The 20,531-nt window shown below is 58.2% G+C and carries 16 protein-coding genes and 1 pseudogene; 7 read left to right on the top strand and 10 right to left on the bottom strand.

Annotation, left to right across the window (positions count from 1 at the left end; genetic code table 11):
- Positions 1 to 73 precede the first annotated feature (73 nt).
- Positions 74 to 5,572 carry a translocation/assembly module TamB domain-containing protein gene (locus H6F75_RS22080; RefSeq protein WP_190754604.1) on the bottom strand — a complete coding sequence of 1,833 codons (5,499 nt, stop codon included), beginning with the start codon at positions 5,570 to 5,572 and terminating at the stop codon, positions 74 to 76.
- 252 nt (positions 5,573 to 5,824) lie between these two features.
- Here H6F75_RS22080 and H6F75_RS22075 point away from each other — a divergent pair, with 252 nt between their 5' ends.
- From H6F75_RS22075 to murQ, 3 genes are read left to right on the top strand one after another with little or no spacing between them, the layout of a single operon-like run.
- Positions 5,825 to 6,226 carry a DUF3110 domain-containing protein gene (locus H6F75_RS22075; protein ID WP_190754603.1) on the top strand — a complete coding sequence of 134 codons (402 nt, stop codon included), beginning with the start codon at positions 5,825 to 5,827 and terminating at the stop codon, positions 6,224 to 6,226.
- 11 nt (positions 6,227 to 6,237) lie between these two features.
- Complete coding sequence (locus tag H6F75_RS22070; protein ID WP_190754602.1) at positions 6,238 to 7,152, top strand: DUF4870 domain-containing protein; 915 nt, start codon at positions 6,238 to 6,240, stop codon at positions 7,150 to 7,152.
- Positions 7,153 to 7,204: 52 nt separating this feature from the next.
- On the top strand, positions 7,205 to 8,149 hold the full coding sequence (murQ, locus tag H6F75_RS22065) for an N-acetylmuramic acid 6-phosphate etherase (RefSeq protein ID WP_347710691.1): 945 nt from the start codon (positions 7,205 to 7,207) through the stop codon (positions 8,147 to 8,149).
- A 13-nt stretch (positions 8,150 to 8,162) separates the two neighbouring features.
- Here murQ and H6F75_RS22060 read toward each other — a convergent pair whose 3' ends face one another.
- Entirely contained in the window at positions 8,163 to 8,729 is a 567-nt protein-coding gene (locus H6F75_RS22060) for a pentapeptide repeat-containing protein (RefSeq protein WP_190754600.1), read from the bottom strand.
- Positions 8,730 to 9,185: 456 nt separating this feature from the next.
- Positions 9,186 to 9,917 (bottom strand): rhomboid family intramembrane serine protease, encoded by a 732-nt coding sequence (locus tag H6F75_RS22055; RefSeq protein WP_190697078.1) that lies wholly within the window; start codon positions 9,915 to 9,917, stop codon positions 9,186 to 9,188.
- A 397-nt stretch (positions 9,918 to 10,314) separates the two neighbouring features.
- Between H6F75_RS22055 and H6F75_RS22050 the strand changes: the two genes are divergently transcribed.
- Positions 10,315 to 11,826 (top strand): hypothetical protein, encoded by a 1,512-nt coding sequence (locus H6F75_RS22050; protein WP_190754599.1) that lies wholly within the window; start codon positions 10,315 to 10,317, stop codon positions 11,824 to 11,826.
- Between the two features lie 16 nt (positions 11,827 to 11,842).
- Here H6F75_RS22050 and H6F75_RS22045 read toward each other — a convergent pair whose 3' ends face one another.
- The 4 genes from H6F75_RS22045 to mtnA all read right to left on the bottom strand — a co-directional run bounded on the left by H6F75_RS22045 (position 11,843) and on the right by mtnA (position 14,630).
- A complete protein-coding gene (locus H6F75_RS22045) occupies positions 11,843 to 12,517 on the bottom strand; it encodes a molybdenum cofactor guanylyltransferase (RefSeq protein WP_190754598.1) in 675 nt (224 codons plus the stop codon).
- A 12-nt stretch (positions 12,518 to 12,529) separates the two neighbouring features.
- Positions 12,530 to 12,754 carry a DUF167 domain-containing protein gene (locus H6F75_RS22040; protein WP_190754597.1) on the bottom strand — a complete coding sequence of 75 codons (225 nt, stop codon included), beginning with the start codon at positions 12,752 to 12,754 and terminating at the stop codon, positions 12,530 to 12,532.
- Positions 12,751 to 13,467, bottom strand: a complete 717-nt coding sequence (locus H6F75_RS22035) for a hypothetical protein (protein ID WP_190754596.1) — start codon at positions 13,465 to 13,467, stop codon at positions 12,751 to 12,753. The genes H6F75_RS22040 and H6F75_RS22035 overlap by 4 nt, the downstream gene beginning before the upstream one ends.
- Positions 13,468 to 13,574: 107 nt before the next feature.
- Positions 13,575 to 14,630, bottom strand: coding sequence for an S-methyl-5-thioribose-1-phosphate isomerase (gene mtnA / locus H6F75_RS22030; RefSeq protein WP_190754860.1), 1,056 nt, complete (start codon positions 14,628 to 14,630; stop codon positions 13,575 to 13,577).
- A gap of 346 nt (positions 14,631 to 14,976) precedes the next feature.
- Between mtnA and H6F75_RS22025 the strand changes: the two genes are divergently transcribed.
- A complete protein-coding gene (locus H6F75_RS22025) occupies positions 14,977 to 15,666 on the top strand; it encodes a DUF2834 domain-containing protein (protein ID WP_190754595.1) in 690 nt (229 codons plus the stop codon).
- 74 nt (positions 15,667 to 15,740) lie between these two features.
- Positions 15,741 to 16,406, top strand: a complete 666-nt coding sequence (locus H6F75_RS22020; RefSeq protein ID WP_190754594.1) for an SDR family oxidoreductase — start codon at positions 15,741 to 15,743, stop codon at positions 16,404 to 16,406.
- A gap of 10 nt (positions 16,407 to 16,416) precedes the next feature.
- On the opposite strand, the gene H6F75_RS22015 is transcribed toward H6F75_RS22020, so the two are convergent.
- From H6F75_RS22015 to H6F75_RS22005, 3 genes are all read right to left on the bottom strand, one after another.
- The gene (locus tag H6F75_RS22015; RefSeq protein ID WP_190754593.1) at positions 16,417 to 17,490 is read right to left on the bottom strand and encodes a tocopherol cyclase family protein; all 1,074 of its coding nucleotides are present in this window, start codon (positions 17,488 to 17,490) and stop codon (positions 16,417 to 16,419) included.
- Between the two features lie 355 nt (positions 17,491 to 17,845).
- Positions 17,846 to 18,604, bottom strand: a complete 759-nt coding sequence (locus H6F75_RS22010; RefSeq protein ID WP_190754592.1) for a SprT family zinc-dependent metalloprotease — start codon at positions 18,602 to 18,604, stop codon at positions 17,846 to 17,848.
- Between the two features lie 21 nt (positions 18,605 to 18,625).
- Complete coding sequence (locus tag H6F75_RS22005; protein WP_190754591.1) at positions 18,626 to 19,069, bottom strand: NUDIX domain-containing protein; 444 nt, start codon at positions 19,067 to 19,069, stop codon at positions 18,626 to 18,628.
- Positions 19,070 to 19,677: 608 nt separating this feature from the next.
- Between H6F75_RS22005 and psaA the strand changes: the two are divergent.
- Positions 19,678 to 20,531, top strand: a pseudogene (gene psaA / locus H6F75_RS22000) (photosystem I core protein PsaA); the annotation flags it as partial.

Raw genomic sequence — 20,531 nt, 5'->3', positions numbered from 1 at the left:
GCTTGTCGTTGTCGTGGTATGGGGCAGTGTTTCTTTTCCCTTCCACCTTACAAGCCCAGCGTTGCCCCTGAGCTCAAGGCTGAAATCGAAATTCTACAACTGCGCCAGTGTTCTCATTGAACTGCTCGTAGCTGGTAATACCCCGCACGGTAATCTGGTCGTTGATGCGATAGCGCACGCTAAACACGGCGGGGGTGACATTCGTAAACACTTTTTGCACTGACACCGAGATACTGGGAGAAAAGTTAAAGCCAATCTCGCCGCCGATGTCGAGAGCACCTGTCTGCTGCCCCGGTGGCGAGGCCGAAAACAGGCGTAGCTCGGTGCGATCTAGCCCTGACCCCAGCAGATTTTGCAGGTTGTTGAGCAGGGCCGAGCCCGCAAAAGCTAGCAGACCCTGAAACCCATCGCCGCCGCCTGAGACACTGCCCAAGGTGGATTCAAGCGCTGCCAATAGCCCACCGCTGAGCAAGGCCACAATCTCACCCTCGGAGCGGGGTGGGGTGCTGGATAGCTCTACCCCCTGCAAATTCACTACGCGGCTAACGCGGCCGTTGACGCTGGCGCGAATGCGTACAGTCTGCACCCCAGCCTGGGTGAGACCCAGCTGGTCGATGCGAGATACGCTAATTTCGTTGCGGGGGAAGGGGGTGGCTACAGCTAAGGCGTTGCCAGCCGCCGCGCTATCGGGCACTGCCGCTGATAGGTTGGCTACCAAGTAGGGGTCGATGGTTTCGTCAAGATCGCTAAACTCGGCGTAATTCTCGTCGCCTGTGAGGCGAAACTCGGTGGTCAATAGGTTAATGCGGCCCGAAGGTAGATTGATGCGGCCATCAGGTCTGATGTTGGGGACAGTACCCACCAGGTCTAGCGTACCTTCGGCCCTCACATCCACAATGCCGGGGACGGCCAACCGCACATTCTCAGCTAGCACCAGCTTAAAGTCTTCTAGCACCGGAGGAATGGGGTCAAAGATGCTGGGCTCTGCGGTAGAAGCAAAGGTGGTTGGGGTGCCTCCTCCAACGCTGGTATCGGGCAGGGTGAGCAGCCCGTTTGACAGCTTTACTTCGCCGTAGACCAGGGGCGGCAGCAAAAAGACGCTGCCGTCGACAACAACGTTGCCATCGACGCGACCCCGATAGGTGCCAGCGGGGTTACGCAGGTCAAGGGCAATGTTGTCGAGGGTCACGCGGAAGGGGTTGTCACCTGCGGGGAGGGGCGATTCCCCATTCTCCAGGGCCGTGCGGGCGTCAAATAACCCAGGGGCTAAGTCTTGCACTGAGGGCAGCAGCTTGAGGTTGCCCTCGGCTGTTACCTTACCGTTGCTAAAGTCGCCCTCTAGATTTTGGACGGCGAGCACTAGGCCGTTGGTGTAGACAGAGTTGCCGCGGATGGTGTCTTGGCCTTCGAGCACGTCGATACGGCCCTGGATATTGGTGAGGGGCTCGGACAGACTGCGGGAGCTGATAGTGACACCCTCAAGGTTGGCATTGCCGGTCACATTGAGGGTGGTGAGGGCTTCCTGAATGGGTTGGTTGACGGGCCAGCGCCCTTGAACGGCTAGGTCGAGGCTGGCTGGGCCTGACTCCCAGGTGATGGCGCGGGTGAACAGATTGAGCAGGGCAAAGCCCTCGTCGCGTACCCTGAGGGAAATGTCGACCGTGTCGGTTTCGGGCTGTTGACGGAGACCGGGCAGGGGCAGGGGCACGGTGGCCACCAGCCGCAGCGGGTCGACTTGTTCGTCAATGGCGACCCGGCTGATCAGGTTGAGGCGGGCGTCTTCGTACCGAAAGTTGGCGGTGGCCAAATCGATGGCGTTGCGGTTGATGGTGGCTTCGTTGATTGCTAGCTGGCCGCGCACCTGGGGAGCAGCCAGAGTGCCGGTGAGGGTGGCCCCCAGGTTGACCAGACCGTCAAGGTTGTCGGGTAGGCGTAAGGGCTGGCGCAGCGCGTTGATGGGCACGTCACTAACCTCTAGCCGCAGCGTGCGGGCCACGGGGTCATCAGGACGCAGGCTAAAGTCGCCGTTGAGGGTAGCCAGCCCGACACCCTGCTGGGTGGTGTCAGAAAAGTTGGCGAAGTTGGAGCGTAGGCTGACCGGCTCGAAGCGAATGACGCTGTCCTGGTAGCTGCCCTTAGCAATCACCTCGTCGATGCGATAGGTGGCACCGTTGCTGCCGTCGGCGTTGCCCCAGACCCAGTCAGCCCCGGCCAGGTCGAAGGTGACGTTGAGGCTGTCAGGCACGGTACCGTTGGCGGTCACTTTGCCCGAGAAGCTGCCGACAAACTCATCGAGAGGGGGCAGGGTAGCGGTTTCGCCCTGGGCTGCCAGCATATCTTTGAGCTCTTGCACTTCGGCCAGACGGCGGAGCTGATCGAGCAGGCTGGCGTTGCGATCGCCCACGGGCTGCACCTGCTCTAGCGAGGCCAAATCGGCTGGGGTGGCGGGGCGGAACCACTCGGGGGGCCGCAGCGGGTTAAAGCGAAAATCGGCCTGCTCAAAAATGAGAAACGTTCGGAGAAGGTCTTGAATTTGGCCATTGTCAACCACAAGTTCGCCGTTGATCTGGGGCTGGTTACCCAGGGTGTAGGTGCCGCTAACCAGGTAGCGGCTGAGCCCAGAGGCTGACTCGAGCACGACCCCGGCCAGACCGATGACGTTATTGGCGTAGGTAACGCTACCCCGCAGACGACCGTAGCGGGTAAACTCAGCCGGGCGCTCGGGGGCAGTGGGGTCGATGGCAACGGTAGTAGTTTCGTTGGGCAGTCTGAGGTAGCCAACGCTGGGGTCTTGCACGTCGAAGGTGGCCTGCAAGGTGGGCTGCCGCAGGTTAGCGACGATTTCGGCTCGACTGATCAGACCGCTGACAGTGCCAATGCCGTTTATGCCAGCCTGGGGCAGGTGCAGGTCGTCCAGGGGTAGATTTTCGACGGTGGCATAGAGGTTATCGCCTCGGGTGTAGCCCTCGGCCAGGGCTTCGCCGCTGCGGATCTCAAAAGCTAGATCGCGCTCGCCCCCGGCGGTGGCAACATAGACGCGATCGCCGCCGCCCGTTAGATCAACCGCCAGCGCGGCGCCCTGGTTGTAGTTGACCGGGCCGCTGAGGGGAGAGGCAAAGGCCAGATCGCCCGCCTGTAGCCCCACCAGAGAGGCATCGCCGCTAAGGGCCAGCGCACCGGGACGACCGCGCAGCCGTCCGTTAAAGAAGGCGTTGCCCGTCAGGGGAATTACCTGGGGTATGGGCAGTGCCGCCAGGCTGAAGTTATCGACGTTGAGGTTGAGATCGAGGTTGGCGATCGCTGGCGCTCCAGGGCCACTGAGCTGCGGGGTGATAAACCCATTCGCCTGTATTCCGGCGGTGTTGGCTTGCTGCACAAGCACCGCCTGGCCATTCCAAACCAGGTCGGCGGTGAGAGGCCCGCGCACCTGGGCGAGCTGGGGTGAACGGGCCGCCGCAGTGGCTAACCCGTCCGAGAGCACGAGCTGCCCCTGCCCTCGCGCTCCGGCCAGGGTGAGGTTGTCGGTGCTGCCCGTAAAGCGAAAATTGCCCCTAGCTGTGCCTTGGAGATCGGGAGCAAAGGCTGCCATTTGCAGCTCGCGCCCCTCGACATCGGCGCTCCACTGGCCACCCGCCAAGCTCACGTCGGTGAGCACAGTGCCGCCGCCAGCCAGGGCGATCGCGCCATTGCCCTGGCCTCGAACACCCGCCAGCCCAGGATTGTTTAGGGTGCCTGACAGCTGAGCGGTGCCGCTAGCCACTCCATCTACACTGGCCCCCAAGCGGCTGAGCTGCACCCCCTGTCCCCGTAGATCAGCGTTCCACTGACCGTTGGCGAGCAGGCCATCGCCCGCTATAGTGCCCCCAGCTACCTGCACAAAGGTATCGGTAAAGCGCACCTGGTTGCCCGCCAGTCTGAGGTTGCCCTGGGCCGGGTAGTTGCCCATGGGGGCGCGCCAGCTGGCCGTGCCGACGAGCTGATTGACAGGGCCAGCGATCTCGGCCTCAAAAAACACCGGCCCTAAGGCGACCTGCTCAGACAGCCCATAGGCCTGGCCGATGGTGTCGGCGGGAATGCGATCGCCCGCTAGCACCAGCGTCAGCCGCCCCGGTTCGCCAAAGGTAAAAACGCCGCTGCCGGTTAGGGTACCGCCCCCGACAGGCACCGCCAGAATGTTATCAATCGCTAGGTTGGGCGATCGCAGAGTACCTGTTGCCCTGACTTCTCTGAAAGCTATTCGGTCAATGGTGACTTGATCTTGGGAGATCAGCTCGGTAGTCAGCACCGGCTTGCCCAAGGGCCCAGTCATGGTCACGTCGGCCCCAAAGGTGCCGCTGGCCTCTACCGGCAGACTTCTATCCAGCAGTTCAGAGGCCTGGGCAACGGTAAACGGGTTGACCTGGCCGCTGAGGTTGTAGCCCTCATCTAAGTTGAGGCTGCCCCCAGCGCGGGCGGTCAGGTCGCCCATGCTGGCGGTGACATTCTCAAATTCAAAGGTGCGGCCCCGAAAGCGCACGTCGCCCTGAACATTTTGTAGGGGCTCGGGCAGAATGGGGTGAACGACGCTGCCCTCCTCTACCCGGGCTGTACCTACAACGTTGGTGGGGATGCCAGCACCGCTTTCAATATCGGCCTGGCCGCTGATCACGCCAGCGGGAAACTGCACCGGCAGCGGCTCCTCCAAAAAGGAGTCAACCAGGGGCATGATGTCGGTAGTCCGAGCCTTCTGGGTGCGCAAATTAATGTTGGCTCGCAGGCCAGGGCCAGCTACCTCGGTCGGGTCGACTGGGGAATCAGCAGTTTCACTGGGGGTTTCTTTGGGCGGCGGCAGTAGCACCGACCCAGTCAGATCCAAGTCGCCTCCCTGAATAGATTCACCGCTGAGTTTTAAGTCGAGCTGCCGAGTTTCGATGGGTGAATTAGGATCTTCAGGTACCTCAATGAACGTTTCGTTGAAGTCTAGCTGGCCCTGCAAGTTTTTGATCGCCACCTGCACTGGCTCGACATCACCCTGGACGTAGGGCACCATGGTTAGCTGAGAATCTTTGACGTAGAGCTGGTCGAGATTCACGTTAATGAAGGGATCGCGCTCTGGATCGCGATCGGATAGGTCTAGATCCAGGTCAAACCATTCGCGTTCGGCATTCTGCTCGAGGTAAAGCTCCCCCTGCTCTAGGGTCACCGTGAGGGGCAGTTCCCGCCGCCACAAATCCCATAGCTTAAACTGCACCTCTACCGCTGTCAGCGACAGACTGTCGGGGTCCGTCGGTGTCGGTGGAATCTTGGACGGCCCCAGCCGCACCCCTGATAGACCGACCCGTTCCACCGGTCCGAGCTCCACCGGGCGTTCAAGGGCTTCCGATAGCTCCCTGGCCAGTAAGGGCACGAGATGGTTGCGGCTCCACAGCCAGCCTCCCAGCGCTGCCGCACCTCCCAACACCAGCAGCGCGCCCAGCAATAGGCCCGCTGTGAGCCAACGGCCGCTGCCGCCCGACTCCGGTTCTTGAAAAGTCTCTGGTTCTTGAGAAGTTTCTGGTTCTCGAGAAGGCTCTGGTTCTTGAGAAGGGGTCATACCCGTTTACGCCACCGCAGAACACCCACCAATAGTAATGAACTCCCCGCCTTCTGCCTACCACTTCCGACGAACTTAATGGTCGGTGCTGTTTGTAGTGAAACTACTGGGCCTAATCGCAAGGAAACCTGAATCGCCCAGCTTCAGTCACTTAACTGAGAGCCTTAACCGTAGACGACTACTGAGGCGGCTTTGTTCGCGGGGCAGCGGCCCGGTACAGTAAACAAGTAATGCTGTTAGCGAGATAGGGCCATGGTGGTGTACGTGCTGTTGTTCAATGCCCGCACCGACAACGAGGGCATTCATGCCGAAACCATTAACGGGGAGAACATCATCTTGATGTTTGAGCATGAGGACGACGCCATCCGCTATGCCCTGATGTTGGAGGCCCAGGACTTTCCAGAGGCCACCGTGGAAGGGTTTGACCAGGTTGAAATTGAAGAATTTTGCGAATCGGCTGGGTACGGCTATCGCCTGGTACCTGAAGGCACTTTGGCGGTTCCCCCCGATCAAACCCTTGAGGAAATTACCTGGGACCCCAACGATCCCGACGCCGTTGCTCCGCTGGCCGACAGTGCTCCGCCCACCGACGACAACGGGCTTTCTCAAGCTGAGCTAGACCGCATGCGCCAGCAGCTTGAGAAATTGCTCTAGGGGCACGGGCCATGTCAACTCCGATCTCGACTCTGATTGCCCATGCTCGCCAGGGCGATGCCCGTGCGATCGCCCACTTGCTGACTCCCTCTCTGGCCCCCGGTGTGGTGGCTCGTGGCCAGTGGCGGGGCACCATGCTCCACCTCGATCTAGAGGCTGATACCGCTATCCCTCAAAACTTGGTGGTGCCTCACATTCGCCGGGGGATGATGCGTTTGGGGCTAACTTGCCCGATCGATGGGGTGTGGGTAAGTGGGCGACAAACCGGTGCTGACACCGCCGACTGGCAAGAATGCTTTAGTCTCAAGGGCGCGTCTACCCCAGCGGATACTCAGGCGGCTGGAGCGGCTGAGGGCGCTGGCGGCGCGACATTGCCTTTACCTACTACCGCAGAGAATGCTGAGTCAACGGTACTGTCTCACGATTCTTTGGCTGGGGCAGCGGTTTCCTCGCCTACGGACAGCTTGCCCTCTAATTCCGGTAGTAACAAGGCGGTTGTGTCAGACAAAACCCTGGTCGTGCTGACTCACCTGGTGCCGCTGGTGAGCTATCTGGCGATCGGAAGCCAGTGGTTAGGGGGATGGCCATTATTTTGGGGCAGTTCGTTTCTGCTTCCCTGGCGGGTGGTGGCACCGCTAGCGCTACTTTTGGTGAAAGGAGCGGGGTCTTCATCTAGCCCCGATGCGGCTTCCAACGCTGCCCCAAATCCTACTTTTATGCAGAGCCAGGCCAAAGCGGCCCTGAACTTTCAGCTGACGATGCTGATTGCCTGGGTCGTGACCATTGCCCTGATGTTTGTTTTGGTGGGCTTTTTGCTGGTGGTGCCCCTGGCCCTGATCGAAATCGTCAGCTGCATTGTGGCGACGACTCAGGCTGCTGAGGGCAAGCCCGTTCGCTATGGGGTTGCGATTCGGTTTGTGCGCTAGACCCGCCATCCCTTACATTAGCGGCAGTGTATGTCCTTTCTGAATGCTGCCTGTGACCGCTGATTCTTCCCTTGCTAACCCTGCCGACCCGACCGATCGCGGCCACTTGCTAACCGAGCAAGCCAACCCCCGTAGCGCCCAGCTCGATCGGCTCAGCGCTCTGGAACTCGTCGATCTGTTTAACCACGAAGACCAGCGGACCCTAGCCGCGATCGCTGGGGCGCGGCAGGCGCTGGCAGCGGCGATCGATGCTGCTACCGAGGCGCTGCGGCAGGGGGGGCGACTGTTTTATGTAGGCGCGGGCACCAGCGGTCGCCTGGGAGTGCTCGACGCGGCGGAATGTCCGCCCACCTTTTGCACCCCGCCCGATCTCGTGCAAGGCATCATTGCGGGGGGAGCCGGCGCGCTGGTAAAAAGCTCTGAGGGGCTGGAGGATATTGCTGAAGACGGAGCGGCAGCGATCGCCGAGCGCAACGTGCAGTCCCACGATGTGGTGGTGGGCATTACCGCTGGGGGCACGACACCCTATGTGCAGGGGGCGATCGCCGCTGCCAATCAGCGCGGTGCCACCACAGTGTTCATGGCCTGTGTGCCCGCCGACCAGGTGCCCACCGGGGCCGACATCGACATTCGCCTGTTGGTCGGCCCAGAGCTGTTGGCGGGCTCGACTCGGCTAAAGGCGGGCACGGTCACCAAAATGGCCCTCAACATTCTCTCTACTGGGGTGATGGTGCGCTTAGGGAAAGTTTATGGCAACCGCATGGTCGATGTGGCGGTGACCAACACCAAACTGCGCGATCGCGCCCTGCGCATTCTCTGCGACCTGACCGACCTCGACCGCTCAGCCGCTGCCGACCTACTCGATCGCAGCCATCAGCAGGTCAAACTCGCCCTGATGATGCACCTGGGCAACCTCGATGCCCAAGCGGCGGCTGAGCGCTTAGCCCTGCACCAGGGGCAGCTGCGGCAGGCTTTGGCCGACGGTGCTGAGGGGTAGGCGAGGGAGAGGCCTAAACCTTGGAAGATAGCTCGGGGTGAGGTGGTTCGGCTTCGTCCATCCAAGCGCGATCGAGGCAGGTGCCCTCTAGCTGGGCCAGTCCCAGGGTCGTGTTCCGCAGATTAGCGCCAGTGAGGTCGGCACCGCGCAGGTCAGCGTCGGTGAGGTTGGCACCGCGCAGATCGGCGTAGCTGAGGTTGGCATTGCGTAGGTCAGCGCCGATCAGCGTGCTGTAGTGCAGAGTAGCTAAGCGTAAGTCGCTACAGCGCAGGTTGGCCCCCGTCAGGTTGACACGACTGAGTTCAGCTCGAATCAAAACTGCCCGAGCCAAGTCGGCACCCTCCAAATTAGCGCCTTCTAAATTGGCGCGCCACAGATTACAGCCGCTCAGTTTAGCCCCGGCCAGCATGGCCCGATGTAGATTGATCGACACCAGATTAGCCTGGCCCAGGTTGATGCCGGGTAACTCTAGCCCAGGCATCCATGCTTCGTGGAAGTCGAGGTGGCTAAAATCGCGGCGACCAGCGGCATACAGGTCTAATACTTGGCCCATGGTTACGGGAATGGATTGAGAATCCATAGGACTGTTGTTACCCATCAGACACTACTTCAGCCGGTTCTGCCATTCAGGCAGATAATCTCTCGCATGCTTTCGGATCAAGACCTCAACACGTTACCAATCGTTACACCTTTGTAAACTAATGTAACGAATCCTTGTCCTGGTTGCAAGCGCAGCAGAATCTACCGGCCCCAGTCGCGGAAGCTGTCGGCAGCCCGAAGTTGGCAAGACGCTTTACGGCACTTTGCTTGTCTGCCTGTCTAAAGGCCCGCTCGCGGACTACTTAGCTAAGAGGAATCACTCAGTCAAGATTATTGCCACGAGTTCTTGGTGGCTTCGGCTTTAGCAAAAGCTTTAGGGGAAGTTGCTCGGCAGGGCGCCTGCCCTGTCCTGGTGCTTTGGGTCAGGGGGTAAGAAGGTCCATTTTGACCAGTTCACGGGGCCTGCCCACCCCCTCTTCCGTAGCCCGCCAAGCGACTACTCGGCGCTTGGCGTCTCTGCGCCAACCTCTAGACTGGGCTGGCTAAACAGACCAAATACGGGGCCCACCAGCGCCCCAATGGCAAAGCCGCCGGCGTGGGCCCAATAGGCAATACCGCCGCTTTCCATGCCGATCATGGCCGGAGCCCCAAGGCTGGCGAAGCCGTAGAATGCCTGTTGCACAAACCAAATGCCCAGATAAAACAGCGCCGGAATTCTCAGCGGTAGAGGAAACGGTCCTAGAGGCACCAGGGTGAGAATGCGCACCTCTGGGAAACGGAAGATGTAGGCCCCCATGACGCCCGCGATCGCGCCGCTCGCCCCCAAAGACGGAATCTCTGAACCCATGGCAAAAAACCACTGAGCCAAGTTAGCCAGCACGCCGCACAGCAGGTAAAACACCAAAAACCGCCCGTGCCCCATCTGGTCTTCGACATTGTTGCCAAAGATCCATAGGTAGAGCATGTTACCGGCCACGTGCAAAAAGCCACCGTGGAGAAACTGGCTGGTGAATATCGTCACCCATTCTTCAGCGTTGGGGGCTGAGACTCCCGTAGTGAAGCTGGTGGAAAGCTCGTCGGGCACCAAGGCCCAGCTGTGGAAAAAGTCGGTCAGTCCGTAGGCGGGCAGGCTGAGCTCATAGACAAAAATGGCTATGTTGAGGGCGATTAGCCCGTAGGTGACGTAGGGTGTACGCTGACCTGGGTTGTAGTCTTTTAGGGGTACCACCAGTTACCTCGCAAATAATGCCGGAGACAAAGACACTATTGCAGAGTGTCCAAAGAATGAAAATCTGTCTCTGGTTGGCCTTTGGGTCAGATTTAGCGACTATCGGTAGCAGAATGAACTCGGTATGGAGTGCTCGTGGGGCAGCAGTCGTCGCGCCTGAAAGCTACCTAGATTTTGAATGCGGGGTTTGAGAATGCGATCGCTGGCGGCTGACATCAATAGCTAAACTCAGGAGGAGCACAAAACCTGCTCCCGCTGCCGTTTTGGCAAGGGCGTAAGTCGAAGAGCTAAGGGGAATGCTTTCTGCCCGGCGACACAATTTTCTACACTGGGATTAGGGGCTGGGGCACAGCACATTTCCTGGACCTACCATTCGTCACCATGCCCTCGAACAGCCATGACTAAACTCTTCACTTCTCGCGCTGGGCTGGTGATATCGCTGTCGTTGGGCACGCTACTCTCCTGCTGCATTGGCTCCCCCGGCCCTCAAAGCATTTCCCAAGCTGGCAACGGCGAAGCGGCGGCAGCGATACCCGCCGACCCCTGGCATGGGGCTATCAGTGAGGCCAACCGAGCCAGTCAGCTTGCAGCAACCGCTGCGACCGCCGTCCAGTGGCAGCAGGTGGCCGGAGCCTGGGGGCGATCGCTGACCTTGCTGCAAGCCATCCCCGTCGACGACCCTCGCTATGTTTTTAGCCAACGCAAGGCCCGCGAATATCAGCAAAACTTGCTGCTGGCTTACCAGAAAGCCGACCAGCAGGGGCTGCCCCGCGCGTTTCCGGCCTTAGGTAGCGATGTGCTAGACGAGCAGGTCAGCCTTTACCGGGCCTATGTTGCGGCCCAGGGACCGCCCGATGTGCTGATTGTGGGCAGTTCGCGATCGCTCCAGGGCGTTGACCCCCAGGTGCTGCAACAGGCGCTGGCGGTGGAGGGTTACCCCAGCCTGCGGGTCTACAACTTCAGCGTTAACGGTGCCACAGCCCAAGTGGTGAGCTTTGTCACCCGGCAGCTGTTGGCCACCGATCTGCACCCTCGGCTAATTGTCTGGGCTGAGGGCTCCCGCGCTTTCAACAGTGGCCGGTTTGACCGCACCTTTGCCGAAATTCTAACGTCTCCAGGCTATGCCGCTGTGCAGGAGGGTACAAGGTTGACCCTGCAAGCGCAGGCTCCTCCTGCCTCTGCGGCTGAAGATCCTGCTGAGGCGTCCGTTGAAACCGTCGAAGCATCCCCTGAAACCGCTGAGGATGCTGAAGGTGTCGAATCGTCTGAACCAGTTGACGAAGATGAGCCTGAGCCTGCCGAAGAGCCTGAGACACAGGCTGAAGGGGTTACTAAAACCCCCACCGCCGCTTTAGAAAATTCCTCTGTAACAACCGCCGCAGGCTATGGAACCGTACCGCTGACCCCAATCAACTCCCAAGGATTTTTGGCCGTCAACGATCAGTTCAATCCGGCGGTGTATTATCGTCGCTTTCCCCGAGTCCGGGGCCAGTACGACGACGCCTACCGCGCCTTTCGTCTGGAAGGGGTGCAAACCCAATCTTTGGCGGCGATGACCCAATTTTTAGAGAGTCAAGGCATTCCATTGGTGTTTGTGAATTTGCCCCTCAGTAACGACTACTTAGATAGGGTGCGTATGGGCTACGAGCGACAGTTTCAACGGTTTTTGCAGACCTGGGCCAACCAAGGTGCGTTTACCCTGGTGGATCGGTTGGAGGAGTGGCGCTGGCAGTCTCATCTGTTTGCTGACCCCAGCCATGTCAACCGCTACGGGGCGCGGGAGATGGCCCGACTGCTAGCCGCTGATAGCCGAATTCCCTGGCCCCAACCCGAGTCACCCGACGGAGCCGACAACTCAACTGAAGCCGAGGCGGAAAGTTCTGACGCTTCGCCTCCAGCAGAAGAATAATTACAGGGGGACAGCGCTAGGAATCCCTGGTTTTTTGCCACTTGGCTAGATCGCTGGGCGTGTTGACGTTGGCGAACATGGCCTCATCAATGTCGGGGATGGAGGCGATTCGCGAAGCGTTTTGGAACCGACTCGAAACGAGTATCCGTCCCGGAATTGTCTGCTGATTGAGCCAAGTTTGCAGCGATCGCCGGCCGGTATCCGCATACTGCTTCAGGGACTCTAACGCGGCGACTCGGTAAAACCCGCACAGGGGTTCCCAACGCTGCTGACACTTGGGCAAGTAAGCCAGGTATTGCGGTTCGAGATTGTCTAATTGGTTCCGCCAGTTAGACAGCACCGCTGCCGATAGGTTGGGCATGTCGCAGGCCAAGGCTAGCACCCAGGCCGGGGGCTGCTCCGGTCTAGCTTGCAAAACGCTCAGGGCCGTTATGAGCGCCATCAGCGGCCCCTGAAAAGTACCGGCTTGGCCTGGACTTGGAACTTCTGCAATGAAATCGACCGTATTGGGCACAGCAGGCCGATAGCGATCGGGCCAGGGAGTAACGACATACACGCGATCGGTACATTGCAGTGCAATCCGACAGGTGCGCTGAATCAGCGTTTCTTCACCCACCGAGATCAGGGCTTTGTCGCGCCCCATCCGCGAGCTGCGGCCCCCCGCCAAAATCACGGCAACTAGGGAAGTCATCTCATCCAGGCCCTACGCATCAACTTCGACTCGCTTAATGCGGGCGGTGTGCCCCGACTTAATGTGTACCTGGGTTTTAGCAATACCTAATGTCTGTGCCAGTAGGGCGACCAGCTCTTGATTGGCCTTGCCATCTTGAGGCGGAGCCTTGAGGTGAAGGAGCCAGCTGCCGTCGTCGAGACGGATAGCTTTTTGCTGTTTGGCGTTGGGCTTAACCCGCACCGTCAGTACCGTCATGCCTTGCTCTGAGTGACGGCACCCTGGGCAACCTTGCGCAGCCGAGCAGCGTCGGCCCAAACCAGCCCCTTAAAGAAGTAGATGACGCCCGTGAGAAAGGCTAAAACCATATAAAACAGACGAATACCCCATCCGGCCCCGTCAAAAATCATTGAAAACACACCTGGCTCGATGCCGCTGAAGCGGGTGAGCTCGGAGCGAAACCACTTTTGATCTTCAACCATGCGCTTAAGCTCGGGCACAGTGGCGGGCAAAATGGGCATGCGAGTCGTCGTCGTGTAATAGCCCCAAAAACCCTGACTGCCGCCTTCGCTGGAGAGCGCTTGATTGGCTAGCGCCGTAACTTCTGGTCGAGTCAGGCCTGACTCGGCGGTAAGCTGGCTTAGCCACAGGTGGTGCCGCAGCCAGTAGCTGCTAAAAAACACCAGCGGTAGCACTACAACTAGGGCAATAGACTTAATCGCCACGGAGGTTTTGGCGGCCAGGTGATGTGAGGCTGCACCCAGCCCAAAGCCCAAAAAAGCAAATAATATGATGACGCTCAGCTCGACAATTTCAAGACTTTTGAGCCAGCCGCCCAAAATGGGAATGGGGTGCAAAAACGCCTCCGCTGCCCAGGTAATGAAAAACCTCGCTGCCAAGACAGCCGCAGTAATGGCAACAACCATCAGCAAATACCGAGACACATTAGCTGAGGGGCGCGGGATGGGCATGGTTAGGGATGACGAAAACAGAGCGGGGGGCAATAATGCCCTTAATCATAATGGTGATTCAATCTTTGGCTTTTAATCTAGAAGAAAAGTTAGTTTTCTAGGCTGTGCTAGAGCTGGCTGACTCTCTCTAGTTGGTGAGAGGCAAAAGCTCCTTTTTCGGTCACGATCGCCGTAATTAAACCAGCTGGGGTAATGTCTGAGGCAGGGTTGTAAAACTCGGCACCGTTGGGAGACGTGACGCGATCGCCCAGTTCGTAAATCTCCTCAGGGGGGTGTTCTGCGATCGCCATCTGTTCGCCGCTGGCGATCGTGGGGTCAATGGTCGATACTGAGGCCGCTACCACAAAGGGAATGTTGTGGGCTTTGGCGACCAAAGCCAGGCTATAGGTGCCAATTTTGCTGAGGGTATCACCATTGGCAGCGATGCAATCGGCCCCGGCCAGCACCCCGTGAATCAGTCCTCGCTGCATGCAGTGGGCCGCCATGCTGTCGGTCACGACAGTTACCGGAATGCCCTCCTGCACGCACTCCCAGGCGGTGAGGCGCGAGCCCTGGAAGGTGGGGCGAGTCTCGGCGGCATAGATGCGCTCTAGGCGACCCGCTTGCCACAGCGATCGCATAATGCCCAACGAGGTGCCATAGCCTGAGGTGGCCAACGCCCCGTGGTTGCAGTGGGTCAGCAGGGTCAGCTTCTCTGGGCTCTTGGGCAATACCGTCATGCCGTGGTCGCCAATGGCATGGCACAGGTTAAAATCCTCTGCCTGCATCGTCTGAGCCTGGGCTAAGAGCTGACCTCTGACCACTTCAATAGCATCGCTAGAGTGGTGGGCCACCGCCAGCATTCTATCCACTGCCCACTGCAGGTGGGCCTTGTCGGGCCGGGTCTGCTTAAACTGGTCGCCCATCGCCTCCAGCCGTTCCCAAAAGGCGATGGAGTCGTCTGTGTGAATCTCGGTGGACCCCAGGTAGAGGCCGTAGGCAGCTGCGAGACCCATGGCCGAGCCACCCTGGACAATGCCAGAGCGGAGCGATCGCACCACATCGTCGCAGCGGCGAATCGCCACAATGTTGTAGCGCTCCGGCAGCTGCCGTTGGTCAATCAGCACCAGGTGATCGTCTTGCCACACCACCGGATAAACGTGGGTATCGCTAGGAGCCATCATCACAGTTTCGACGCAATAAAAGGGCAGCCGCTCAGCCAATGACATTCAGTATGGAGGTTTCTGAGCCCCTGTCAATGCAGTGGCCATCTGTGAGCTAGCGAATGGGTAGCTCACAGGTCAGCTCTGCCAACCGGCCATCAATAGTAGGGCGCGTCCCATAGCCGGTGAAGCTTGGGTTAGGACGGCCCAAGATGCCAGGATTTAAGGCTATTAGGCATCTTTTCCATTTTTCGCTCTTCCATTTTCGTTCTTTTGCCATACCCCAGTTCCCCTACCTTGGGAGAGCACAGGACTTCCTAGCCTATTTCACGATCAAACTGTGCCTCTAGTTTGGGGAGAAGGGCGTATGGCAAGGCGATTGCTACTGGCGACAATTTGGATTGGATTTGTCGGTTATACCCTCTGGCTGGCTCCGCTCGATCAACCGTTCACCTGGTTCTTTGCTCGCAACCTAGTGACGTTGCAGTGGGGCGAAATCAATGCCTATCTGATGGCCATTTTTTGGATGATGGGAGTCTGGCCGATGATTTATGCCTGCCTGATGTTTGCCGATGGTCGCATGCAGAATTTTCCAGTCTGGCCCTTTTTTATTGCCTCAAATCTGAGCGGAGTGATTGGTTTGCTCCCTTACCTGCTGATGCGGCAGCGCAACCAAGCTTTTCGCGACAAAAAAGACTACTGGCTTGACCTCTTAGAGCGGCGCTCGACAGGTGTTGTGCTGTTACTGACTACCCTGGCGCTGATTGCTTTTGCGGTTATTGTTGGCGACTGGAACGACTATGTGGCGCAGTTTTACAGCTACGCTTTCGTGCACTTGATCTCTCTAGACTTTTGCCTGATGGGGCTCATCTTTCCGCTGACGTCACTGCTTGACGATGACATGCAGCGACGAGGGGTTTATCGGCCCGAGAGATTTTGGGCGATCGCCTTGGTTCCCCTATTTGGCCCGTTGATCTATCTGTGTTGGCGGCCGGCGTTGCCCAACCTGCCGTCAACCTCAGCGACGGTGAGCAGCAGCATTTTCGAGGCGCTATGATGCGTTTTTGATCCAGTTGATGTCGCTTTGGCTGTTTTGGCCTGTCAACGCTCAGTCGTCCTCAGCATTACCCTATGGCTACCTATGTGATCACCGGTGCAAATCGCGGTATTGGCTACGAGTACTGTCGTCAGCTCCAGCAGCGGGGCGATCGCGTCATTGCCGTGTGCCGTCAGCCCTCAGATGAGTTAACAGCTTTGGGGGTGCCGCTAGAAACGGGCATTGACCTCACCGACGAGGCTGCCGTCGCCGACTTGGTTCAGCGGCTCAAGGGCACTGCGATCGACGTGCTGATCAACAACGCTGGCATTGCAGAGCGCGTCACGCTGGATAAGCTGGATTTTGACAGCATTCGGCGGCAGTTTGAGGTGAATGCGATCGCCCCGCTGCGGCTGACGGCGGCACTGCTGCCCTATCTAAACGACGGGTCAAAGGTGGCAATCATGACCAGCCGCATGGGGTCGATTGCTGATAATACCTCCGGCAGCTCCTACGGCTATCGCATGTCGAAGGTAGCGCTGTCGATGGCGGGCAAGTCGTTGTCCCATGATCTCAAGCCCAAGGGCATCGCCGTGGCAATTTTGCATCCCGGACTGGTACAGACCCGCATGACCGGGTTTACGAATAGCGGTATCACCCCGGAAGAATCGGTCAGGGGGCTCTTGGCCCGCATCGACGAGCTGACGCTGGAGAACTCTGGCACCTTCTGGCATGCCAATGGAGACGTGCTGCCCTGGTAGGCGGCTATCCTCACAGCTTCACCCAGGGCTCATCCCAGGGGCCGCCGCCAACTTCTAGGCCAGCTTGGGTGCTGGTGGCGGCGACTACTAGATCTAGCTCACTGCCCCGCCGCTGCCAGAGCTTGAGGCTGAGATCGCCCAGAGCAGTGTCGCGACAGCAGAAGGCCATACCATCGTGGGTTGGTGCCCGCAGCGGAATCCCGGCGAGATCGGTAGTGCCAGTCACCTCAACCACATAATCAGGGCGATCGCACTGCATATGCCAGTAGCCCCAGGGAGTTATGTGCCAGGTAACGCGGGCATTCCAGGGCACGAATTCATAAAATTTGCCGCCGTGGTGAACCCCCACCATCGCCACCGACTCCATCCAGGTGAGCACCTGGCGGCGACCGCCCCCAGCGGTGAGGGCGAGGTCGGGCACACCCTCAAAGGCGTTGCAGTTGAGCCAAAACCACTTTTTCGGGAACGATCGCCCCCAATTTTTTTCGCTGTAGGTAGGGGCATTGGCAAACTCATACCGTTGCCCCTGCCACTCAATCCATCCTGTAGCGTAGCCGTGGGCCATGAGAATTTGCCAACCCGGCTCAAAAATCGGCAGGCTAGAGAGCAGTCCAGCGGTGGATTGCTGAGGCTGGCCAGTGCTTCCCCAGCCATAGACCGGCTCAGTGTGATACTCCCAAGCCACGGTACCTAGAACCGGATCATTCAAATGACCCTGATGCCAGGTTGCCGTCACCTGATAGCCCTCCGGTACTTGATCCTTAAATTCTGACGACGACAGCAACTGAGGCTGAATTTTAGTCTTTCCTCGCCAATGGCCTAGCCCCAAACCCTCTTCCCAAGCCCAAAACTGCTCTACCTTGGGAAAGGTGCGGCAGAAGTAGCTGTCATCCGGACCTAGAATTTGTGCCGTGCCGCCGCTATGGGGCTGCCCTCCAACCTGGCCTTCAATGGAGTACATAAAGGCAAAGGTCTGGTGAATCTCCGGCAGCGTGAGGCGAAAGTACCAACCCTCGAAGAATCGCTTGTCTTTGCCATCCCAGTGGTAGCCGCTGTGGGGAGTTTGGAGAGGGTGAAGGGGCATGGGGGTGTGGAGGGTGGATGGGTGGGAGAGTAGGGGGTGGGAGGGTAGGGGAGAGTTTAGTTTTGAGTGTTGAATTTTGAGTTAAGTGGTCAAACTTTTGCTTGGTGTACGCCATAACTTAGAACGCAGTCCGGATCCTCAGGGGTTATGCCGCCTATAGGCCCATTTGCAAAACATAGGTTTAAACCGATGATCGGCCAGTCCTTTCCGTGGGGTGAAGGGCGGCGGAACGCCCTTCGAGAAGGGGGTCTGGGGCCAGCGAAATGGCCCTAGCGGCAGATCTGGCTTGCTTCCATTCACCTGCGTCAGCTCAAAAACCCTGCTACTTGAAGCAGCTTATTTCACTGAAAGCTTCTCAGTCCTCAACCCAGCGAGGAACATACTGCCATCCATCGCGAATCTCGTCTCGAAACCGCTGATGCCCTGGCTGCTTTTCCTCCACCAGCTGCCAAAAGGCCGCGGAATGGTTCATATGCACGGTGTGGCACAGCTCGTGAACAAAGACGTAATGCACCAGCTCGGGGGGCAAAAACAGCAGCTTGTAATTAAGGCTGATGTTTTTGTTGCTAGAGCAACTGGCCCAGCGAGTCTTTTGGCCGCGTATCGAGATGCGGCTAAAGGGCAGGTTGATCACAAAACTCAGCTCCCGCAGCCAGGGGGCAAACTCAGCGCGGGCTTTGCGGCTCAGCCATTGACGTAGCAAGTCGCTGCAGGCGGCGCTGTTGTGGATGGGGCCACGCAGTAGCAGGGTCTGGTGGCCGCTTTGGGTCATCGCTAGGGTGCGGGTGGTGGCGGGTTGATAGTTAACCTGCCAGGTTTGATGGCGCGATCGCACCTCGATCTGCCCCGGCTTCTCCTCAAAGTGGTCATCGGTGAGGCCAGCGGTCTGGTGGGCCAAGCGCTGGCGCGATCGCCACAGCCAGTCGCGCCGCCGATGCAGTAGCTCAGGCACCTGACGCTGGTCAAACCCCATAGGCACCACGACTTCTACCTGGCCATTGAGATGCACTTTGATAGAAACGTGGCGGGCGCGATCGCTTTCCCGAATTCGATAGTCGGGCAGTGCCGCCGTCTCAGGCGAGAAAAGCTCTAGCTGTTCAGACGAGTCAGCCATGGGCGGCAGGAACACACTATGTTAAATAGCCTGTTCTATCCTACGGTGCTCTAGAAAAGACAGCAAAATTTGTCGGTGCGGTGGCCCCAACGGGCGCTCCCCACGGGCGCGAGACGAGAACCGCTGGCCCTGGTGAATATCGCCAACGCTCCACAGCCCCAAGTCTAGGCCTTCGGTCAGCACCAGCTGCTCCACCGGCACCACCAGCGGCCCGTGGTAGACATGGCGCACCACGGTTTCATCCTCCACGCGCTCAAACAGCGATAGCTGAGGCGCAATGTAGCCAATTTCTTCCTCTAATTCTCGGTACACCGCCGTGTCGGGGTCTTCGCCGGGTTCGAGGTGACCACCAAAGAACGCCCAGTGGCCGGGCCAGGCAATGGTAGGAATATCATCGCGCAGCTGAAGGAGGAAGCGATCGCCTTGGTACAGAATGGCGATCGCCACTTCAGGTTTAACCGTCATACGGAGCATCACTCACTCTACTTATTACTCCTTATACAGGCAGGTCGCCTAAACCCCTCACTCCTCGTCGTCACGCTCTACCGGCCTGATCCGCGCCCTTCGTAGTCAGCTGACGCACCAAATGTAACGCTTTGCTTAACATTATTGATGTCGAAATAACTATTTCTAGTCATAGGGATGCCTCCTGATTGGTCACACCACCAGATACATCGCCAGTACTTAGGATTTCGGAAACTCTAAAGCCTCTATAACTTGCTAAAGATCAAGCATTGGGCAGCAATAATTAACATTAGTTAATAAAAAGAGGGTGCGATTGCCGATTTGGAGGTATCAACCCCATCTGTTTATTGAGTTTTGTTAATAGAACCCTGATCCAGAGATCAATTTTGTGATCAGAGCAATTCCGGAAGCCTGATGGATCAAGGGATTCCGCAGATTGAATTATTGTAAACCTCGGTCAAAAAGCGTCAAATCGCGAGACTATAATGCTCAAGAGCAATCACCGCCTAAGTATCGGTTGTGCCTGTGGGCCATGGCTCACTTGGGTATAGTTCGACCTAAAGCGATTGATTCTCCATTTGCTTTTGTCTAGAGAGAGGAGAGTCTCCATGACAACTACCCCGCGGGAGCGGGAGGCGAAAGCCAAGGTCATCGTAGATAAGGATCCAGTACCTACTTCCTTCGAGAAGTGGGGTAAGCCGGGTCACTTTGATCGGACCTTAGCTAAGGGACCCAAAACCACCACTTGGATTTGGAACCTTCACGCCGACGCTCACGATTTCGATAGTCATACCAGTGACCTAGAAGACATTTCGCGCAAAATCTTTAGTGCGCACTTCGGTCACCTAGCCGTCGTCTTTATCTGGCTCAGCGGCATGTACTTCCATGGCGCTAAGTTTTCAAACTTTGAAGCCTGGATGACCAACCCCACGGGTATCAAGCCGAGTGCCCAGGTCGTTTGGCCGATCTTCGGTCAAGAGATTCTGAATGGCGACGTGGGCGGTGGTTTCCACGGTATTCAAATTACATCTGGTCTATTTCAGTACTGGCGTGCTGCGGGCTTCACCAACGGCTTCCAGCTCTACTGCACCGCCATTGGGGCGCTGGTAATGGCCGCTCTGATGCTGTTTGCTGGGTGGTTTCACTACCACAAGCGCGCTCCCAAGCTCGAGTGGTTCCAGAACGTGGAATCGATGATGAACCACCACTTGGCGGGCCTGCTCGGTCTGGGCTGCCTCAGCTGGGCTGGTCACCAAATCCACGTGGCGCTGCCCATTAACAAAATGCTGGATGCCGGTGTGGCCATACAGGATATTCCCCTGCCCCACCAGTTCATCCTGAATAAGAGTCTGATGGCTGACTTGTACCCCAGCTTTGCTGAGGGTATCAAGCCCTTCTTCACCCTCAACTGGGGCGTGTACTCTGACTTCCTCACCTTCAAGGGCGGTCTAAACCCTACAAC

The sequence above is a fragment of the Nodosilinea sp. FACHB-131 genome (genome assembly GCF_014695395.1).
In the GTDB taxonomy this organism is placed as follows: Bacteria; Cyanobacteriota; Cyanobacteriia; order Phormidesmidales; family Phormidesmidaceae; genus Nodosilinea.
The sequence above is the reverse complement of the archived record's forward strand: the minus strand, read 5'-3'. Positions and strand labels throughout refer to the sequence as shown.